This is a genomic window from Psychrobacter muriicola 2pS (assembly GCF_904846535.1).
Lineage (GTDB): Bacteria > Pseudomonadota > Gammaproteobacteria > Pseudomonadales > Moraxellaceae > Psychrobacter > Psychrobacter aquimaris.
Genome location: NZ_CAJHBC010000005.1, coordinates 1 through 21,464, shown reverse-complemented (window position 1 = coordinate 21,464; position 21,464 = coordinate 1). Strand labels below are relative to the sequence as shown.

The window sequence follows — 21,464 nt, the reverse complement described above, 5'->3', positions numbered from 1 at the left end:
AACTTAGGAGTTTATAATGACGCTTAATTTAGATGATGCCAAAAACACTGCTGAAGTATTGACCACGGCGCTGCCTTATATCCAGCGCTTTGTCGATAAGCTCATCGTGGTCAAATACGGCGGCAATGCGATGACGGATCCTGCACTTGAGAGCTCGTTTGCCCGCGACATCGTCTTGTTAAAAACCGTTGGTATGCATCCTGTGGTCGTGCATGGCGGTGGTCCACAAGTGGATAATTTATTAAAAGAGCTGGGGCGTCAGTCAGACCGTATCGATGGGATGCGCGTTACCGATAAAAGCACCATGGATATCGTCGAGATGGTCTTGGGTGGTAGCGTCAATAAATCGATTGTTAGCTTAATCAACAAGCACGGTGGCCGCGCCATTGGTCTGACTGGTAAAGATGCCAATTTAATCCTAGCCAAGAAGTTAATGATGGAAAAAATTGGCGCAGATGGTATTGCTGTGCCCGTCGATTTAGGATTCGTTGGTGATGTAGTGAGTGTCAATAAAGACGTGATTAATATGCTGATTGCCTCTGACTTCATTCCCGTCATCGCGCCACTTGGGGTCGATAGCGAAGGCAATACTTACAATATCAATGCCGACTTGGTCGCGGGTAAAGTAGCGGAATTTTTACAAGCTGAAAAGCTCATGCTTCTAACCAATATCAAAGGTGTGCTAGGTCGTGACGGCGAAGTCGTGACTGGACTCACACCAAAGAAAGTCGATAGCCTCATTGAAGATGGGACTATCTCAGGCGGCATGATTCCTAAAATTCAATGTGCACTTGATGCGGTACGTAGCGGCGTAAAAAGCGCGGTGATCGTCGATGGTCGCGTGCCTCATGCCACGCTGTTAGAGATTTTTACCAATGAAGGGGTTGGTACATTAATCAGTCGTGATTTAGGCTCATCATTAGCCGAGTAGCAGGAGTAAATCATGGCATTGTGGCTTTGGTGTCTACTTTTTATCTTAGAAAGCCTGTATTGCTGGTGGATTATTGGCTATGGTGGCGCAAAATGGATAGAAGGGTGGAAGTCATTTTTCCTCATTGAGTGGTTTGCACTAGATTGGAATGCCGAACAAATTCGCCTGTATGTGCTTATTATTTGGGGCTTTAGTGTGATTTGGTTTATTGTTGGAGTTATTAAGCCTGAGCTAAGATTTAATTATTAGCTCAGGCTCTTTACGCCCGTTTTTAACCAAACACACGCTCAAACTCCGCTTCATCAAAGCCGCATAATAATATCTGCTGGTTTTTATCTACTCGCTCACCCTCAACTATCGGACGTTTGATCATACTGGTATTTTCTACGAGCAAATCAATGGCACTGTCTACGCTAGCGTCAGCGGCTTGCTTCTGACTGTCGTCTAGTTTTCGCCATGTCGTACCGCGCTTATTGAGCACTTTATCAATACCTAGCTCATTGACCCAGCGCTGTACCGTTTCTTTATCGATACCTTGTTTTTTATAATCATGAAACTCATAGCTAACGTCCAATTCATCCAGCTTATTGAACGCCTTTTTCATCGTGCTGCACGACTTGATGCCGTAAATAGTGATGGTCATAAAAACTCCAAATCAATGATTATTATTCTGTTTATTATACCTAAGCCTATGGGTATTTGGTTTATGATAACCAAAACATTAAAAACACGCTCAAATTTTCGGATCTGTGTCCTTCGAGATGCGCAAACGCCCTATCATATCGTCGCAATTTTCGCCAAATTACGCTATGCTATGGCATTATTTAATTTCACTCAATTTATCTGTAATAACAAATTCCGAGCCGACTATGAGCAACGCCGTGACAGCAGACCAATCAGAAAACAATTACTATAACCCACAAGCGATAGAAGCCGCGCAGCAAGCCAAGTGGGCAACTGACAAGCGCTTTGAAGTGAGTAATGAGCCAAGCGATAAGCCAAGTCGCTATATGCTGTCGATGTTCCCTTACCCAAGTGGCAAGCTGCATATGGGTCACGTGCGTAACTATACGATTTCTGATGTACTGAGCCGTTACTATCGTCTCAAGGGCTATGAAGTCATGCAGCCAATGGGCTGGGATGGTTTTGGCTTGCCAGCAGAAAATGCGGCGATTGCTAACCAAACACCACCTGCTGCATGGACGTTTGCCAATATCGACAGTATGCGTGCCCAGCTTAAATTGTTGGGTTTGTCCATTGACTGGTCACGTGAATTTGCTACTTGCAGCCCTGAGTATTATCAGTGGGAACAGTGGTTGTTTTTACAGTTGTACAAAAAAGGTTTGGTCTACAAAAAGCTTTCGACGGTCAACTGGGATCCTGTTGACAATACCGTCTTAGCCAATGAACAAGTCATCGATGGTAAAGGCTGGCGTAGTGGCGCTGCAGTCGAAAAGCGCGACATCCCAATGTATTACTTTAATATCACCGATTATGCTGACGAATTGCTCGATGATTTGGATCAGCTAGAAGGTCACTGGCCATCAGAAGTATTGACCATGCAGCGTAACTGGATTGGTCGTAGCGCAGGTATGGAAGTACACTTCCCTTATGAGCTTGCTGGCGAGACCAATACGTTAGATGTGTTCACTACTCGCCCTGATACTTTGATGGGTGTGACTTATGTGGCAGTCGCGGCCGAACATCCGCTAGCGCAGTATGCGGCTGAGCATGATGAAGCGATTGCGCAATTCTGTGCGCTTTGCAAAAAAGGCTCAGTCGCGGAAGCAGACCTAGCTAAAGCTGAAAAAATCGGTATGGCTACTGGCCTTACGGTCACGCATCCACTCACTGGCGAAGAAGTACCCGTATGGGTTGCCAACTATGTGCTCATGAGCTACGGCTCAGGCGCGGTGATGGCGGTACCTGCTCATGATGAGCGTGATTATGAATTTGCGATTAAATACAGCTTACCTATTAAACAAGTCATCGATATCCCTGTCGGCTATTTTGATGCGTTAGAAGCAGATGCTAAAGCGAACAATACTGAGATTAATCGTGCTTATACCGAACTCAATACCTTAGTCAACTCAGGCGAGTTTGATGGGTTGGACTTTGAGCAAGCATTTGAAGCAATGCTAGCTAAGCTTGAGCCAAAAGAGCTTGCTAAGAAAAAAATCCAATATCGCCTACGTGATTGGGGGGTGTCTCGCCAGCGTTATTGGGGCTGTCCTATCCCAATGATCAACTGTGAGCATTGCGGTACTGTGCCTGTCGAAGAGCAAGATTTGCCCGTTGTGTTGCCGACTGATGTCGTTCCTGACGGTCGCGGAAATCCGTTAAAAAACATTCCAGAATTTGTCAATACGACGTGTCCTAAATGCGGTAATCCTGCTGAGCGCGAAACCGATACCTTTGATACCTTTGTGGAATCAAGCTGGTACTACGCACGCTTTGCTAGCCCAAATGATGCGCAAAGCATGGTCAACAAATCTGCCGCCAATAAGTGGCTGCCTGTCGATCAATACATCGGTGGTGTTGAGCACGCGGTGATGCATCTACTCTATGCACGCTTCTTCCATAAGCTCATGCGTGATGAAGACTTAGTCTCAGGAAATGAGCCGTTTGCTAATTTGATGACGCAAGGCATGGTATTGGCAGGAACATTCTATCGCCTAAATGCAGATGGCAGTACCACCTACTACTTTGCTGAAGACGTCGATATCGATTATGACGAACGTGGTCAACCGATTAAAGCCATCTTAAAATCTGATGGGCAGCCAGTAACCATTGGCAAAATCGAAAAAATGTCTAAGTCAAAAAACAATGGTGTCGATCCGCAAATTACCATCGATAAATACGGCGCTGATACCGTTCGTCTCTATACGCTCTTTACCGCGCCTGCGGATCAAACGCTAGAATGGTCAGATGATGCGCTCAAAGGTCCTTATAACTTTGTCAAGAAAGTATGGCGTATTGCTACTGAACACATGCAAGCGCTTACTGCCGCGAACCTAAGTATCGAGACGCTGAACAATGAAGCTTTGAGCACTGATGGCTTAAGCAAAGAAGCCAAAAACTTACGCCGTAAAACTCATGAAACCATTGCTAAAATCGATAATGATTTGGGTGATCGTTTGGCATTGAACACGCCTGTGTCAAGTTTGATGGAGCTTGCCAACGAGCTGACTGGCTTTAAGGCCAGTAGTAAGCAAGACTTACAGGTACAGCATGAGGCATTGACGGATCTGCTGATTATGCTATCCGTATATGCGCCGCACATTGGTGAACATTTACTTGAGCAATTGGGTTTAGATACCCTTACCTTGAATTATCCAGAAGTTGACAAAAGCGCTCTGGTACAAGATATGATCACGATGGTGGTACAGGTCAATGGTAAAATGCGCGGTAAAATGGATGTAGCCCCAAATAGCGATCCAGAACAGCTAAAAGCACAAGCACGTTCAATGGAAAGTGTGGCAAAATTCTTGACTGGCGACATCAAAAAAGAAATCGTCGTCCCTAATAAACTGGTAAACATCGTGGTGGTAGGCTAGATTTTTTAGGCTCAGTACTTTTTATTAGTTTAATTATTAGTCTGAGCCTCTTTATAATATTAGGATAGCGATTATGTCGTATAAATATCGAGTAGGTCAGTCATCCAAAGCCAACTTAAGCAAAAAAGACGCTTTTGCCAAAAAATCAAGCGGACAAAAACTGGCGGCGGCTTTTCTAACTGCCCTGCCAATGTTTACGCTATTAGGTGCAACGGCAGCTATTAGTGGCTGCGGCTTTCAATTACGTGGCTATGATGCACCAATGCTGCTTGATGTCGCCAAAACAGCAGTGATTCTCGAAGACAATCGCATCTCATTTCCGCTTAAGCTGCCATTGACAAGACGCTTAGAAACTTTAGGTGTTGAGGTCATTGACAACATGACAGCAGCTGATGTTGCGAACAATAACAAACAAGCAAACGCTGAACCCATTGCCGCTATCACCATCAATAACGTCCGTTTTAAGCGTTATGAGCTGGTCGGTGTACTGACAGAGATCCGCTTGGTACTTTCAGCAGATGTCAGCTACCAGACCATGGAAAATGGCAAACCAATTACGCTAAGCAACCCTATCCAAGTCGAGCGTAGCTATCAATATAATGAGGCATCGGTGAGCACTGATGATCAGCAAGGCGATCAAATTCGTGACTGGCTCTATGACAGTTTGGCTCGCCGAATTACTGATCAATATGTCGCCATCTCCCTACCTAAGGTTAGCTCTTCTGGAGTCAAACAAACTGTTCAAAGCGGTAATGGCTCAACGTCGATCGCGGTGGTAGTGCCAAACCCATAATTTATAATGCGCGACACATTCCACGTTTATTTTAATCAATCTGTGTGCTTATCACCCTATGCAAGATACCTTTATACAGGCCTACCCAAAGCTACTACAACCTTCCGTTGCAGTCGCTGGCTTGTGGCTGGCGCATGGTGATGAGCCACTACTCAGTCAATGGCTTATTGATGCCCTGCGCCCACATTGGCGCACGCAGAATTATGCGATTAAGCGTATTGAGCTGATATCGGTCAAGAGCTGGCAAGAGGTATTGTCAGAGCTTGGTAGCCAGTCTTTATTTGATGATGCCAGCGCATTGATCGTAACTGGCAATCATAAGCCAGACAAGGCCGTCATCGCTGAGCTTGAGCGCTTTGCTGTTGAGGCACAAACAGGTGCGCATAGCCATAGTTTGTTATGGTTAACGCCCAAACAAGACAAACGAGCGCAAAGCGGCAAATGGTTTGCGCCATTTGCTCAATATGGTCATGTCATTGATTGCAATTTATATAATGAGCAGCAACGACAGCAGCTATTACAAATACAGGCTCAGCAGTTTGGCTTACGGCTGTCTCAAGAGGCGTGGCAGCTGCTCATGTCGCATACTGAGCACCATTTGCTAAGCGCTTATCAGACTTTATGGCGGCTCTCCTATTTATTTGCGCCGCAGCTAGTCGCTAAGAATGAAGAGGCTATTCAACAGACTGAGCACTCTACACAACTGCCAAACAATATTGCCTTAGACATTAAGGATCTACAAGCCGCGTTGGTCAGTGATGCACAGTTTAGTGTTTTTGATTTATCGGATGCCATGCTTTCTGGTAACAGCACGCAAGTCGCCAAAATTATGTTTCAGCTGAAAGCCACAGATGAACCGACCACCTTGGTATTATGGGCAATCAGTAAAGACATGCGGCAAATTATGCAGTTGATGGATGGACAAGACCCGCAAGCGCTTGGTATCTGGCGTAGCAAACAAGGGTTGTATCAGCAAGCTTGCCGTCGCCAGTCAACAGCGCAAACGGCTGAATGGCCTGCCCTGCTTTATAAATGTGACCAAGCCATCAAAGGACTCGTTCGTCAGCCAGCGTGGGAATTATTATTGCAGGCAGCGCTAGAACTAGCAGGAAAACGCTTATTTGCTATGCGATAAGTCTTAATGATTAATTCTTACCTCTCTATCACTTCTTTCGTTAAACCTGCCCCACCAAAAAACTCCATCTAAAGCACTCCGTCTTCCTATTATTTTCTAGGTACATCCCTCTGACATCCATACCTGAGCAGTCGCTTAATTTCTGGATTTTTATTCGTCCTACATACGCCTTAACCTTTCGTAAACTAATTATCATTTCCTTTTGCACATGAATTCTCTACTATATCTACACTTGATTTAACTGTGATTGGATTGTTGTCATGCGCAAAATAAGCAAAAAATCTGCTATTAAATGGGGAGTTATCGCCCTAACTGTTATAGCACTAGCGGCGTTGGCCTATAGTTTTTTCAAACCCAAAGAAACTACCCCCAACTATCTGACCGCAGCGGCTGAGATTGGTGACATTGAAAACAACGTCATGGCGTCTGGTAAAGTCAAAGCCTTAAATACCGTCGATGTCGGCGCGCAAGTATCTGGTGAAGTAAAACGTCTGTATGTTGAGGTTGGTGACGAGGTGCAGCAAGGAGATCTTATTGCCCAAATCGATCAAGTCACACAAAAGAATAACTTAAGCAATGAGCAAGCAAGCCTTGAGCAAAGTGAAGCGGCGATACAAAGCGCCAAAGCAGAAGCATTAAGTAAACAAGCCAGCCTGAAGAGCGCGTATGCCGATCTTGCCAGCCGCCAGTCTGAACTCAAGCAAGCACAGACCGACTTTGCTCGTTTAAAGTCTTTGGTCGCGATTGATGCAATATCCCAGCAAGAGTATGACACTCAAGCGACTCAGGTAGAAACCGCAAAAGCAGCTGTTGCCAACGCACGTGCTGCTATCGATACTGCTAAAGCAGCGATTGCTACAGCTGAGGCTAATATCAATAGCCAGGAAGCCGCGCTACGTAAGTCACAGACCAACGTCAGTACTGCTGAGGAAGATCTCAGCTACACTACTATCCGTGCGCCTATATCAGGTACCGTGGTATCGATCACAACAGAGCAAGGCACCACAGTTAACGCCAATCAAACCGCGCCCACTATCGTGACATTAGCAGACCTATCGACCGTCCGTATCAACGCTCAAATCTCTGAAGCAGACGTCATCAACGTCGATGCTGGTATGCCTGTATATTTCAATATCATTGGTAACCCTGATCAAAAATTCGACGCCGTACTCAAAGCCATTGAGCCTGCACCTGAGCAAATCAGCGATACCAGCTCGACCGACTCTGCTATCTATTATGTCGGTTATATCGAAGTACCCAATACCGATCGTCGCTTTCGTATTGATATGACCGCACAGGTTTACATTATTATCGACCAAGCAAAAGACGCCTTACTGATACCTGCTGCCGCTTTACAACCCATCAAAAAAACCAACAAAGCCGCTGCCAATCAAGATCCAAACGTAAAAATGGCGATGGTTCGTGTACTAAAAGCGGATGGTGAAGTGGTTGAACAAACGGTAAAAACAGGTATCAACAATCGCGTCAACGTACAAATTTTAAGTGGCCTGAGCAAAGGTGACGAAGTGATATTAGGCGAAGAAAGTTCTGCGAAAGGACAAGGCGGCAAAGGTGGTAGACCGTTTTAATGTTTAAGCGTCTTAATGAGCGTAAAACCATACTGAATAAGCGTTTTATAACTTTTTATATATAATTTTTTATAATAAGTCATTACATATGCAGTACTGATATAGGCAGCAGCGTAAATGAATACCAGAGATCCCAGTCCTAATACCGCAGCAGATGTCCCGTTAATGCAGGTCAAAGGACTAATCAGAGAGTTTAAAGCTGGTGAACAAACCATTCGCGTGCTTCATGATATCAACCTGACCATCAATCAAGGCGAGATGGTCGCTATCATCGGTCAATCAGGCTCTGGCAAATCGACCTTAATGAATATCTTAGGCTGTTTGGATCAAGCCACTGCTGGCGAATACAAAATATATGGACAATCAGTCAATCGCTTAGATGCAGATGAGCTGGCCAAACTACGCCGTGAGCATTTCGGCTTTATTTTTCAGCGCTACCATTTGCTTGGTGATATCAGCGCCCGAGACAACGTTTCTGTTCCTGCGGTGTATGCGGGAATGGATGGGCAAACACGCAGCGAGCGTGCCGAAAAATTATTAGCAGACTTAGGCTTGGCGGATAAAGTCAATAACCGTCCTAATCAGCTCTCAGGTGGACAGCAGCAGCGTGTTTCTATTGCACGCGCCCTAATGAACGGTGGCGACATTATCTTAGCTGATGAGCCAACAGGTGCGCTTGATAGTAAGTCCGGCGAAGATGTAATGAAAATATTGCATGATCTAAACGCCCAAGGTCATACCATCATCATGGTCACTCATGATCCCAAACTTGCCGCACAAGCCGAGCGCGTGATTGAGCTAAAAGATGGCTATGTCATTGCTGATTATAAAAACGATCATTATCAGCAAACCCATGTGCAGCCCGAGCCTATCTTAGACAACAATCGTAAAAGTGCCCTTAGTAGTTTTATTGACCGTTTATTTGAAGCGTTCAAAATGTCATTGCTGGCGATGCGCGCCCATAAAATGCGTACTTTATTGACCATGCTTGGTATCATTATCGGTATTGCCTCCGTCGTCTCAGTCGTCGGTCTCGGCAAAGGCTCACAAGCGCAAATTCTGAGTAATATCAGCTCGCTTGGCACTAACACTATTACTGTCAGTGACGGTTACCCTTACGGCGACCCAAGACGTCAGTACAACGATGATAATTTGACACCGCAAGATGCTCAAGCAGTCGCCGACCAACCTTATGTCCTCAGTGTCAGTCCGCAGCTCGATAGCAATATGAATGTACGTTATCGCAATATACAAGAAGCCGCTAGTGTCAGCGGTGTGGGCAAAGACTACCTGAGTGTCAGTGGTGAGAAGCTCATTCAAGGTCAAGGCTTCGATGAGCAAAGTATTTTACGCCGTACTCAAGATATTATTATTGATGACAATGCGAAAAAAACTTTTTTTCCGGACAATGCCAATCCCATCGGCGAAGTCTTGCTGATCGGTAGCGTACCGGGACGGGTGATCGGTGTCCTTGCGCCCAATGACAGTGGATTTAGTCGAAATGTCGACACGCCGACGTTATATATGCCCTACACCACCATGATGTCACGTATCAAAGGCGGCTCCCATATCGAGAGCTTTGTCGCCTTGATCGATGACAATATCTCTTCTTCAGCCGCCGAGTCAGCCATTTCACAACTGATGGAAAGCCGCCACGGTACCGATGACTTTCGTATCCGCAATTCAGACTCTATTCGCCAAACCATCGAATCCACCACCACAGCCATGACGTTATTAATTTCATCGATTGCCATTATCTCTTTAGTCGTCGGCGGTATTGGTGTGATGAATATCATGCTGGTATCAGTCACTGAGCGCACCAATGAGATTGGTGTACGCATGGCCGTTGGTGCACGCCAAAGCGATATCATGCAGCAATTTTTGATTGAAGCGGTTCTCGTCTGTATTTTAGGAGGCTTACTAGGGATTGGACTGGCATTTGCCATTGGTGAGTTAATCAATCGCATCGGCGGTGATAGTTTCAAAGTGATTTACTCACCCACCTCTATCATTGCAGCCTTTGTTTGCTCAACACTCATTGGTGTCGTTTTCGGCTTTTTACCAGCACGTAACGCCGCCAAACTGGATCCTGTTGAAGCGCTTTCTAGAGACTAACTAGCGATAATCCCCACATTCAGTCAAAAATTAAGCCCTTAAAACGGATATTATGCTGAAATTATAAAAAAATAGTGATTTTTACCTTATATTTGCACTTTTTTCGTCATATGGGGTTGTAATTGTCATAATTATATATATAATGTGCTCTCACGTTTAGGGATAGAAATTATTTAAACGTTGAAACAAACTTAATGCATCTTTTATTTAATGTTAGTTACATCAATATTAAAAAATTAAGTTTAAAGACATTTTTTAAATGTCTAGTTTTATTAAATTTCCCTTTAAGGAAGTTTATCTTGCGAAGCTAAAATTGTAATACAATTTTTTAATGCTTTTCAGGGCCGATAGCTCAGTTGGTAGAGCAGTTGACTTTTAATCAATTGGTCCCGCGTTCGAGTCGCGGTCGGCCCACCATATTTAGTAGTACGCTTGTTATGTACATTGCCCTATCAGGCATAGGTATAATAAGTAACAAAGTTTAAGAAGCTTTCTTTTAGAAAACTTCACCGAATTTACGAACATGTAAATTCACTTGCAGAGTTAAAAAAGCAATGCTTTTTTTATACGCTCTTCAGGGCCGATAGCTCAGTTGGTAGAGCAGTTGACTTTTAATCAATTGGTCCCGCGTTCGAGTCGCGGTCGGCCCACCATATTTAGAAAACCCAGTCATTATATTGCATAGTGACTGGGATTTTTTTTGTTTAAAATTTCACTTTATTTTTTACGGTTTCGTTTAAAAATAGTGAAATCAGCGTCTTTTCGCCACAGTAGCTTATGCTTAATGGTGTCTTTAATCGTACGCGGATGCTTAGGTGCTTGCGTCATCAGCATATCAAAAGTTGCTTCATCTATTGCCAACTCACATCCGTGTGCCATCATAACCATAGAGGGTTTTAATGCCTTTATTCTTTGTAGTGACTGAATATAGACTTTAGGATCATAAATAGGAAAAGGCGCCACGAACTTATGACGCAGTTTGATAATTAAATCTGCCGTATAGACTTGCCGACTTGGTACATGAAATAAGGACAAATCACGATCTGTATGTCCGGGTGTTTCTAGCACTTGCCATTCATCAAATTTAGGCACACTATCCCCATCTTTAACAGTCATATTAGGCGTAAGATGGGCGGGATAATATAGGTTTTTAAATGGGCGACCTTGACGTTTCGCTACATAATGTGCAAGATTTATATCCACAAAATGCATGGCATGCCCACCGATACCGCTATACCATTGACGCTTTTTTTCTGCCGAAACAATGATACACCCTGTCTCTTTTCTAAATTGATGAGCGCCACCTGCATGATCAGGATGCATATGGGTCACCACGACGACTTTTAGATCGCTGATTGGCCGCTGTAAAGTCGTTATAATATAATCTAACACCATCGCTACATCAGGTCGGCAACCACCGTCCAGTAGCATAATTTTATCTGGATATATCGCAAGATAGGTACTTTGGATATATCCATCCAAGCGTACAATGTCACATAAACTCATTTGCATTCCCTGCCCATAGTTATCTATGGTGATGAGGCTTATTTAATATCATTCATTTTAGTATAGCGCCCGTCACCTCGATTGTAAGGATTTTAAGTGAACGCTTGTGACTATAAATCGCTTTTTTTATAAAACTCTCAACCAAAACAAAAAACCCAGCACATAGGCTGAGTTTAAGGTTAAACCATTCATTATTAATGATTGTAGTTAGCGCTATCTATAAGCGAGCTTACCTTTACTAAGTTAACTAGGCAAGATCACGAACCTTTGGCTCACGCTCCCACAGACGCGATTTGGCATTTTCAATAAAAGCATCCAAATCAGCTAGTGGCGTGACAAAGGCGTCTTTTTCAATGGGCAGCTTACTTAAGATAAATTCATCGGTCGCGCCACAATAAGCAATCGCTTTACAATGTCCATAAGCATCATTGAACCAATCTAGCGCTGAGCTGTCTTTTGCCAGCTTCTTAGCTTGCTCTGGCATAATGATACTAACGACCGCATCAAACATCACTGACGGACCACCAGCGAGGCGCTCATCTGCTTGTATGCGGGTATCGTCATCTAAGACGACTTCTTTATTGGGTGCAACGATTTTCACGCTAGCACCCTGCGCTTTTGCCGCCTCTTCGAACTTTTTGATTTCACTATGCTTAGAGCCTTCAGCGACCAAGATACCAATCAAGCGCCCTTGTAGACTCTTAGGAGTCAAACCAATCGTTTGTACTGCTTTCGATGTCGCCATATCTTGTACGGGAGCCGCAGCGTCGGCTGGTGCTGGTAATTCCATACCAAGCGCTTTGGCCACACGATGTGCCAAGTCTTCATCGATATGCGGCAGATGACTCAGCATACGAGTACGTACATGTGCCGTATCTACTTTACCAAGCTCAAATGCATAGGCAGACGCAATATGTGCTTGCTCAGCTGGCGTCTGGCTACGATAAAACATACGCGGTTGACTATAATGATCGGCGAAGCTTTCTGCACGCACACGACCTTTCACACCATCATCTAACTGCTCATGAAATGACTCAAAGCCGCGTTTGGTGCTTTCACGTGGACGCGTTGGATCTAAGCTTTGTGGTTCATAGAGCACACGCGTCTTAGGCACTTGCATCTGCATATGTCCATCTTGCTGATTGTTAGCAAACGGGCATTTCGGCGCATTAATTGGAATTTGGGCAAAGTTAGGCGAACCTAAACGTGATAACTGCGTATCTAGATAACTGAACAGACGACCTTGTAATAATGGATCGTTACTGAAGTCGATACCTGGTGGCAAGTGTGATGGACAGAACGCGACTTGTTCCGTTTCTGCAAAGAAATTATCGGGATAGCGATTAAGCACCATTTTACCCACAACTTTCACTGGCACCATCTCTTCTGGAATCAGCTTAGTAGCGTCTAAATGATCAAATGGAAATTCATTCGCTTCCTCTTCAGTAAATAACTGTACGCCAAACTCCCACTCAGGATAGTCGCCATTATTAATGGATTCAAACAAATCACGGCGATGATAATCAGGGTCAGCGCCTGAGATTTTCACCGCCTCATCCCATGTGGTTGATTGTACACCGAGTACAGGCTTCCAATGGAAACGTACGAAGGTACTCTTGCCTTCTTTGTTAATTAAACGATAGCTATGAATACCAAAGCCTTCCATCATACGTAAACTGCGTGGTAGTCCACGGTCACTCATCAGCCAAATTAAATTATGCATGGTCTCAGGACTTAATGACACAAAGTCCCAAAATGTATCATGTGCCGAAGCGGCTTGCGGAAAGCCACGATCAGGTTCTGGTTTGACCGCATGGATCAGATCTGGAAACTTCATTGCATCTTGGATAAAGAAGATTGGCATGTTGTTACCAACAATGTCCCAATTACCTTCTTCGGTATAAATTTTTACAGCAAAACCACGGACATCACGTGGTGTATCTTTTGAGCCTTTGTTTCCTGCAACGGTAGAAAAGCGGGTAAATAAAGGCGTCTGCTTACCGGTTTCAGTCAAAATTTTGGCAGTAGTATATTTTTCGAGCGACTCAGTCAGTTCAAAATAACCGTGTGCAGCACTACCACGCGCATGAACGATACGCTCAGGAATACGCTCATGGTCAAAATGATGAATCTTTTCGCGTAATACAAAGTCTTCTAACAAGGTTGGCCCACGTGCGCCTGCTTTTAGAGAGTTTTGATTGTCAGAGATGGCGACACCTTGTTGGGTCGTCAGCACTTTAGTGTCATCCCCTGCGCGCTGATGAGTCTCACCGCCATTGCCACGTTCGGTATTCATATTATTAGCGGGGTCCGTATGATCTAAATTCTTATTCATAATATATCCTAGCTGATGAGTAAAATGGGCTTCAATGAGACCATTAAAAAAGAGCCGACACAGTATTTATATCCTTGGAGATTCGTAGTGACTTCGATAGTGACTTCAACTGTCGCTTAGTAGTCTGTGTCTTGGCAATGCTTATTATTAAAGCGGTTAATGATTAAAAATCATGCTCACCGATCATATTACTCAAAAAATCAGCCATTTACGTCACATATATCGTTAAGCGTGTTGATATTTAGTTAAAGTAGATACCACTAAAATTTTCGATATTTTGCATTCTAACCTTATTGATAATCGATTGTTGTAATATGGATATTCTTTAAGGTATGCTTTAAACAGGATGATAGTTGAAGAAGTCTACAATCGAGACAAGGCATTCGAGCGCAGATTGTAATTGTATAAGTATTACATCTAGCGAGAATGACACAGCAACGATTTGGCATTTCTTTGACTATATCTGTCGATGATAAATAAATGGACATTATTTTTAGCCACCTATTTATCTTTTTTTTATGACACTTGGAGGCTATCTATTATGTTATTTACGTCGTTGACCACATCTGATTTATCATCTGTTCTTCCTTCTAAAAGCCTCTATCGCTCATTAGCACTTGGAACCTCATTAGGTCTAATGGCACTCACTTTTAGTCAAACAGCTGCCGCCATTACGACCAAAAACATTACCTATACCGTGGATGATCAAGCATACGAAGGCTATTACGCCAAAGCTGACAAAGCCAATGCGCCTTTTATCCTACTCATTCATGATTGGGATGGATTGACAGACTATGAGCGCAAACGTGCTGATATGTTAGCGACTGAAGGCTACAACGTATTGGCAGCAGACATGTTTGGGCAAGGTGTTCGCCCCACCTCTATTGAAGAAAATAAACGCTTAACTGGGGAACTGTATGACGACCGCAGCAAAATGCGACGCTTGCTAGAAGGTGCATTAAATGCTGGACGACTGCAAGGTAATGACGTGCGTGAAGGCGTTACCATGGGTTATTGTTTTGGCGGTACGGTTGCTCTGGAGCTAGCGCGTTCAGGTTTCCCGCAAAAAGCATTTGTACCTTTCCATGGTGCCTTTGATATCCCAACGGGTCAAAGTTATGACCAGACGACTGGGGAAATCTTAGTATTCCACGGCTCTGCTGATGAGTCTGTATCCCTAGAGAGCTTCGCGACTTTGGGTAAGACATTAGAAGCCGCTAAAGTACCGCATGAGATGGTGACATACAGTGGCGCGCCACACGCCTTTAGCGTGTTCGGCAGTGATAGATATGATGCACGTGCCGATGAGCGCTCGTGGAAACGCTATTTGGATTTTTTAACAGATGAATATAAATAACTTTAATTCATATTTTATAAGAACAGCGACCCTTATTCATTAACCAGCCTACCTCATTGATAAATGAGTCGATTAGAAGCCAAGGAAGCCAGTTATGCTATTGAAGAACGACGTATTACGTGCACGTGTTAGATTGTTAGGCGCATTTTTAGGTGAAGCCATTTCTCGCCAATCTGGGGAGGACACCTTACGTACTATCGAAACATTACGTAAAGGCTTTATTCAGGAGCGCCGCGAGCATAATGAAGCAAACAAGCAACAACTTATTGACCTCATCGCTTCGTTGGACAATCAAACATTAAAAAACGTCATTCGAGCATTCTCTATTTACTTTTTCCTCGCCAATTTAACCGAAGAAAATTATCTACGTGAGCAGCGCCGTACTATGCGTGCCCAGTCCAATCAAAGCTGGGAAGGCTCCTTTCGCCGTACCTTGTTAGAGTGCCGTGAGCGGCAAATCGAACCTGCGCAAATAAAAGAGCTTATTGATCACCTTAAATTTATTCCTGTTTTTACGGCTCATCCTACCGAAGCCCGTAGACGCACCACCATGAATATCTTGCAGACCCTCTATGAGCATACCGATGCCATGAGCGACTATCCCGAAGGCAGTCTGGCCTTTATGCAAGCTAAGCAAAAGACGGCAGAAACCATTGACTTGCTGTGGTCATCAGACGAAGTTCGCAGCCGAAAACCTCTGGTTTATGATGAAATAAACAACGGCTTACACTATTTTGACGCCAGCTTATTCACTGCCATTCCCAAAGTTTATCGTAATATCAAAGATGCTATTATCGATATCTATCCTGAGTTAATCGACTACCCTTTACCCGCCTTTGTCAGTTTTGGCTCTTGGATTGGTGGCGATAGAGATGGCAATCCTTTCGTCACCCATGAAACCACTGAAATGGCGGTATTGATGCATGCTAATACCGTGCTACGCCATTACCAAGTATTGGTCAGAAAATTGCGTCGTGAGCTGATTCATAGCGATACTATCGTCGATATCGCTCCAGAGATTTATACCCGTATCAAAGACTACAGCACACTCGATCAAAAAGTCTTTTGCTACAATCCTGATGATTACAATAATGAGCCGTACCGAAGATTGCTATCCATTATTCTGGCTAAAATAAAAGCGACCAACCAGCATATCCAAAGCCAAGGCACAGATGGTGAGGCTGCACAAGATGCTTACTCAACACCGACGGCCTTGCTAGATGATTTACGACTCATTCGCAAAAGTGTCAATACCCATGACAAGGCGCATGGCGAAGGCTTACTGCTTGATACCATTCGCCTAGTCAAAACCTGTGGATTCCATTTGGCCTCGCTGGATATTCGCCAAGATTCAGGATATCACGGCGAAGTCATTGCAGATATTTTTGCTAGCGCCTCGAATCTGCCCGACTATCGAACACTCAGCGAAACAGAGCGTCAAGAATGGCTAACCCGTTTGCTAGAAAAGCCAGGTGCACCGCTGATTTATACCGACAACTTGAGCGAGCAAACACACGAACAGCTTGCTCTGATGAATTCTGTCGCTAAACTGCGTAAACTGGTTGGCGACGACACTTTTGGTAGCTATGTGATCTCGATGACCAATAACGCCAGTCAGCTATTAGAGGTGCTGCTACTAATGCGTTTTGCAGGCTTATCGGGTATTGATGAGAACGGACATTTATTTTCCGCCCTACCGGTTGCGCCGCTGTTTGAAACCATCGAAGATTTAAAAAATATCGATAAGATTATGCCAATGGTGTTGGACAATCGGCTATATCGTGAGCTACTTGAACACTCAGGAAACATTCAAGAGATTATGCTCGGCTACTCAGACTCCTCTAAAGATGGCGGCATTATTACCTCCGCTTGGCAGCTGTATAGCGCCCAGCAAACCATCACCGATATCGCCAATCAATATGGTATCACCACCCGCCTGTTCCATGGTCGTGGCGGTTCCGTCAGTCGTGGTGGTGGCTCAACCCATCAAGCCATTGCCGCGCAGCCTGCTGGCACCTTAAATGGACAAATCAAGTTCACTGAACAAGGCGAAGTGCTCTACGCCAAGTATGCCAATCCAGATACCGCCGTATTTGAATTAACCATGGGAATCACTGGTGCCCTAAAAGCCAGCTCGTCACGATTTGTGGAACAACCCAAGCAGCTTGATAGCTATGAAGCCTTGTTTGCTGATTTAGCAGATGCAGGCGAACAGCAATATCGAGAGTTAACGGATAATACCGAAGGCTTCTATCAGTTTTATTCTGAAGCCACGCCGGTACAAGAGATTTCATTACTCAATATTGGCTCGCGTCCTGCTCACCGTAAAAAAGGACTGCCGAGCAAATCGACGATTCGAGCGATACCGTGGGTATTTGGCTGGTCGTTGGCACGCTTTACCCTTCCCGCTTGGTATGGCGTGGGCAGTGCATTAGATAGCGTCAAAAAAGACGAAGCATTAATGAAAGAGATGAATAAAAACTGGCCGTTTTTCAATGTTTTTATCAGTAATATCGAAATGGCCTTCACAAAATCTGAGATGAATATCGCCCGTGCATACAGTCAACTGTGTAAAGACGAAAGCTTACGTGAGCAAGTAATGCAGGCAGTGATTGATGAGCATGAACTGACTCACGCAGGTCTCAACTCCTTGCTAGAACAAACGTCTTTACTCTCAAACCAACAAGACTTGGCTCAGTCATTAGAATGGCGTAACGCCTATTTAGACCCCATTAATTATATCCAGATTGAGCTACTCAAACGTATGCGCCAATCCGATAACACGGGCAATGACAATCTAGAAAATAACGATAGACTTGCTGTCGAAGATGCATTAATTCGTAGTATCAACGCCTTGGCAGCAGGGCTACGCAATACAGGTTAGTATTTATAAATAGGTTGGTCTTTACTGATTCGAACTTATATCAAAGCTGAGTGGATTCATGGTGTTATCACAGTGAATCCACTCAGCTTTTTACGTTAATAAAGTTTTATAAATACTAATATTTGATTGTTAGATGGCATCGCATGACGCTTACTTAATGTTAAATGATGTGTATTTGCCAAATTTACAATGTCTTCTTTATGACGAATACCGCTGTCAGTATTACCTGCTCTCAACATCGCATCAAATCGCTGATTCCCCTCACTGGTATAGTTGCCGTGCTCATTAAATGGGCCATAGACAATCAGCTTACCATCCACTGGTAATGCATCACCAGCCAATGCAAATAACCGTTCGACCAAAGCCCAACTGATGATATGCAGCGTATTAGCTGTAAATAACGCATCATAGGGCTTGTCTGAATGATTGCTATCTAAATGACTGCTATTTAAATGAGTATTAACAGGTATCGAATCATGAGCCAAATCAAACGCCAAAGGCAGAGATAGATTGGGTGCAGGATAAGCGTTATGCCAAGCTGCTATATAATGGTGATTACTAGTGACATCGCTGGTTTGCCATTTTAAATGTGGCAATTTTGGTGAGAAATAAACGCTATGCTGACCCGTTCCAGAGCCAATCTCTAGTACATGCGTAAAGCCTTGTAGCTCGCTTTGCAACACTTCTAGAATAGGCTGCTTGTTGTTCTCACACGCTTGCGAAAATGGCAATGCAGCGATATCGACTTTACTATTTGGATTATCGTTCTGCATTATTATTCTCCAAACCGTCTATTATGCTCTTGGCATCGATTGCAATATATTGACGAGCATTGTCAAACACTGCCCTAGTGATTGTCCAAACAACTCACTACTAGTAAATACCCGCCTCAACGCCAGCGGCTAGCGTCATAGCAAGCTCTTCTACTTGCTCAGTAAAGCTATCTTGCCACTCGCCTTGTAGTATCAGCGCTTCTTGAATCCATGACCAACGCAGCCCCGTCGTAATCGTCTTCATCGCAAGCTTGGTACCCGTACCATCATGTCCTGCGCGTATATATAGTGCAAATGGCATGCCTTGCTTCTCTTCCAACACAGGATAATAACAGCGATCAAAGAAGTCTTTGGTCAGCCCTGCCATATACGCCAGATTTTCAGTCGTGCCGATCAGTAGCGCATCAGCAGCCAATACGTCTTCAGGCTGCGTATCCTGCGGCGATTTCAAAACGACATTGATATCTATATCAAGATGATTGGCACCAGCATACGCGGCTTGCGCCAATTTCTCAGTATTGGGCGACGGCGCATGAGCGACGATCAATAACGTTTTTGCCATAGCTTTAAAGGCCACGAGCGGTACGGAACGTTAAGTTCTGCGTGATATCAGGGTGAATGCTGTTGGCGACTGGGCAAGTCAATGCGGTATTATAAAAGATGGTTTGCGTTCTATCATCAAGTTCATTATTAAAAGTCACGATGATATGGATCTCACTCACGCGTCTTGGATCAGTAGCCATGACTTTAGTCACTTCAGCCGTGGTGCCTGCAAGGTCAATCTCCATATCACGGGCTTTGATGCCCATGATGGTCAACATACAACTGGCCAAACTGGTGGCTAGCAAATCAGTTGGTGAAAATGCCTCGCCCTTACCCTGATTGTCCGTTGGGGCGTCGGTGATAATTTCATTGTTTGATTGCAAATGAATGGCGGTAGTACGCAAATCGCCTTGGTAAGTTACTTTTGATGTGGTCATAGGGGTTCTCTGGTAAATGGAGTTAACTATTAAAATATAAATAGCATTGTTGCTCATAGCTCCTATCTTAGGTTACGGACGTAACTGTATCCGTATTGAATCATCTATATCTAAGATTAAGAATTTACTCATCGTGATAACACTTATGATTAACAATCATATAATCAAGATTAGCAACCTCACTCATTATTTTTTATTTTGATACTGACACTAAATTTTCCATGTCAAATTTCTTTAGCCAAATATTTAAATCATGCTCACTAACAATTTTTTTAGAACGAATAGCTCTGATTAATCTAGGATATTCGTTGCTATCAAAGATTTGACTATTTGTTGAAGCAACCTCAATAATTTTTTCTACGTGTTTAGGTGAAAAATCAATTATATGTCTTATAGCCTTGTTTACCCAATTATTGGCTGATTCAAAATTATGTGAATTTCCATATATTTCTATCATTCTATCAATAATTTTATGATGCATAGCAAAAGGCACAGTACTCACTAGCTCAGTCATTGTAGCTCTATCAAGCCTTTCTTTTGCTGCAACTGCTACAGGTGCATAATCAATAAAATCTTCCAAATAATCAATGTGTCTTGTAGGCAACTCTTGAACAAAATTATTCAACTTAAGCTTAACGGATTCTTCCAAATACTCCCAAGAATCATCTACATTCATAAGTAGAATCACTGCAAAATTTAAATTGTCATCAGAGACTGTAGAAATTATTCTAGACAAATCTTTTCCAAGGATATCATCATAACTCTCTTGATGAAGTTCTTTAATGGCTTCTAAAACTAGATATATCTTAGTCTTTACTCTTGTTTCGTACCCTTCTTTCAATGTATTTTTTATTAAAACAACTATAAAGTTCCTTAAAAGGCTATATCGAGGCTTGCTTAAAGGACTATTTCTTATCACAGATAAAACATCTTTTTTTGATGACGGAAAAAAATTTGATTCAATTTCTAATATTATTTTATCTAATGCATATTTCCCTTGAGAAGGGGGATACTGTAACAAATGATTTACTGCAGAATGAATATGCAGCCTTGCTAGTTCAGCTGATGGATTAAAAATATCTCCTTCTAAGTTCATAGAAGGATGGGCGCATCTGTTGCGATCTTCTTTCAACCTTTCTAAATCTATACTCTCTGTATGAGAAATCAACTCTAGCTTGTCTCTAGCTACATTAATAATATCTCTTTCTAATTGCAAAAATCTAGTGATATCGTTAATGTGCCTAGCCTTCTCTATTTCCTCAACTTGTTTTTCCGCTTCTTTATCACCCAGTAGAGAAAGCTCTTTAAACTTATCAATAAGATCAAAAGTAACTGCAATCCATGTAGAGACTATAGCTGATCGGAATGCACCAGACTTATAACAACTCACAGCTTCCTTTATATATTGAAGAGCTCTTTCATCTCTACATTTTAAAACTAGCTCATCTAAGTCAGCTAAAGGTGATGGCATACACTATCCTTAATTTAAATAAATTATTAATTCAAAAC

16 protein-coding genes and 2 tRNA genes are annotated in these 21,464 nt (G+C 43.3%); 11 read left to right on the top strand and 7 right to left on the bottom strand.

Annotated elements, in window-relative coordinates; translation table 11 throughout:
• Positions 1–16 precede the first annotated feature (16 nt).
• Both argB and JMX93_RS08720 read left to right on the top strand, forming a co-directional pair.
• Positions 17–931: an acetylglutamate kinase gene (gene argB / locus JMX93_RS08725; protein WP_193012329.1), complete on the top strand. Its 915-nt coding sequence runs from the start codon at positions 17–19 to the stop codon at positions 929–931.
• A 12-nt stretch (positions 932–943) separates the two neighbouring features.
• On the top strand, positions 944–1,180 hold the full coding sequence (locus tag JMX93_RS08720; protein WP_198332996.1) for a hypothetical protein: 237 nt from the start codon (positions 944–946) through the stop codon (positions 1,178–1,180).
• Between the two features lie 22 nt (positions 1,181–1,202).
• On the opposite strand, the gene JMX93_RS08715 is transcribed toward JMX93_RS08720, so the two are convergent.
• Complete coding sequence (locus JMX93_RS08715) at positions 1,203–1,574, bottom strand: arsenate reductase (protein ID WP_198332997.1); 372 nt, start codon at positions 1,572–1,574, stop codon at positions 1,203–1,205.
• 226 nt (positions 1,575–1,800) lie between these two features.
• Here JMX93_RS08715 and leuS point away from each other — a divergent pair, with 226 nt between their 5' ends.
• The 7 genes from leuS (at position 1,801) to JMX93_RS08680 (ending at position 10,773) form a co-directional block, all read left to right on the top strand.
• Positions 1,801–4,488 (top strand): leucine--tRNA ligase, encoded by a 2,688-nt coding sequence (gene leuS / locus JMX93_RS08710; RefSeq protein WP_499204466.1) that lies wholly within the window; start codon positions 1,801–1,803, stop codon positions 4,486–4,488.
• Between the two features lie 73 nt (positions 4,489–4,561).
• The gene (locus JMX93_RS08705) at positions 4,562–5,281 is read left to right on the top strand and encodes an LPS-assembly lipoprotein LptE (protein ID WP_443510153.1); all 720 of its coding nucleotides are present in this window, start codon (positions 4,562–4,564) and stop codon (positions 5,279–5,281) included.
• A 58-nt stretch (positions 5,282–5,339) separates the two neighbouring features.
• Positions 5,340–6,416, top strand: coding sequence for a DNA polymerase III subunit delta (gene holA, locus JMX93_RS08700; RefSeq protein WP_499204465.1), 1,077 nt, complete (start codon positions 5,340–5,342; stop codon positions 6,414–6,416).
• Positions 6,417–6,676: 260 nt separating this feature from the next.
• The gene (locus JMX93_RS08695) at positions 6,677–8,005 is read left to right on the top strand and encodes an efflux RND transporter periplasmic adaptor subunit (protein ID WP_499204464.1); all 1,329 of its coding nucleotides are present in this window, start codon (positions 6,677–6,679) and stop codon (positions 8,003–8,005) included.
• Positions 8,006–8,122: 117 nt separating this feature from the next.
• The gene (locus tag JMX93_RS08690) at positions 8,123–10,120 is read left to right on the top strand and encodes a MacB family efflux pump subunit (RefSeq protein ID WP_198333002.1); all 1,998 of its coding nucleotides are present in this window, start codon (positions 8,123–8,125) and stop codon (positions 10,118–10,120) included.
• A 341-nt stretch (positions 10,121–10,461) separates the two neighbouring features.
• Positions 10,462–10,537 (top strand) — tRNA-Lys (locus tag JMX93_RS08685).
• Between the two features lie 160 nt (positions 10,538–10,697).
• Positions 10,698–10,773 (top strand) — tRNA-Lys (locus JMX93_RS08680).
• A gap of 64 nt (positions 10,774–10,837) precedes the next feature.
• Here JMX93_RS08680 and JMX93_RS08675 read toward each other — a convergent pair.
• On the bottom strand, positions 10,838–11,626 hold the full coding sequence (locus tag JMX93_RS08675) for an MBL fold metallo-hydrolase (protein WP_499204463.1): 789 nt from the start codon (positions 11,624–11,626) through the stop codon (positions 10,838–10,840).
• A gap of 247 nt (positions 11,627–11,873) precedes the next feature.
• Positions 11,874–13,961, bottom strand: coding sequence for a catalase (locus JMX93_RS08670; RefSeq protein WP_499204462.1), 2,088 nt, complete (start codon positions 13,959–13,961; stop codon positions 11,874–11,876).
• 541 nt (positions 13,962–14,502) lie between these two features.
• Between JMX93_RS08670 and JMX93_RS08665 the strand changes: the two genes are divergently transcribed.
• Entirely contained in the window at positions 14,503–15,318 is an 816-nt protein-coding gene (locus tag JMX93_RS08665) for a dienelactone hydrolase family protein (protein WP_265089968.1), read from the top strand.
• 94 nt (positions 15,319–15,412) lie between these two features.
• Positions 15,413–18,202: a phosphoenolpyruvate carboxylase gene (gene ppc / locus JMX93_RS08660; RefSeq protein ID WP_496192048.1), complete on the top strand. Its 2,790-nt coding sequence runs from the start codon at positions 15,413–15,415 to the stop codon at positions 18,200–18,202.
• Between the two features lie 95 nt (positions 18,203–18,297).
• On the opposite strand, the gene JMX93_RS08655 is transcribed toward ppc, so the two are convergent.
• The 4 genes from JMX93_RS08655 to JMX93_RS08640 form a co-directional block, all read right to left on the bottom strand.
• Entirely contained in the window at positions 18,298–18,975 is a 678-nt protein-coding gene (locus JMX93_RS08655; protein WP_270896397.1) for a DUF938 domain-containing protein, read from the bottom strand.
• 100 nt (positions 18,976–19,075) lie between these two features.
• Entirely contained in the window at positions 19,076–19,537 is a 462-nt protein-coding gene (locus JMX93_RS08650; RefSeq protein WP_270896398.1) for a flavodoxin family protein, read from the bottom strand.
• Positions 19,538–19,541: 4 nt separating this feature from the next.
• Complete coding sequence (locus JMX93_RS08645) at positions 19,542–19,955, bottom strand: OsmC family protein (protein WP_270896400.1); 414 nt, start codon at positions 19,953–19,955, stop codon at positions 19,542–19,544.
• A gap of 193 nt (positions 19,956–20,148) precedes the next feature.
• A complete protein-coding gene (locus JMX93_RS08640) occupies positions 20,149–21,426 on the bottom strand; it encodes a hypothetical protein (RefSeq protein WP_270896402.1) in 1,278 nt (425 codons plus the stop codon).
• Positions 21,427–21,464 lie beyond the last annotated feature (38 nt).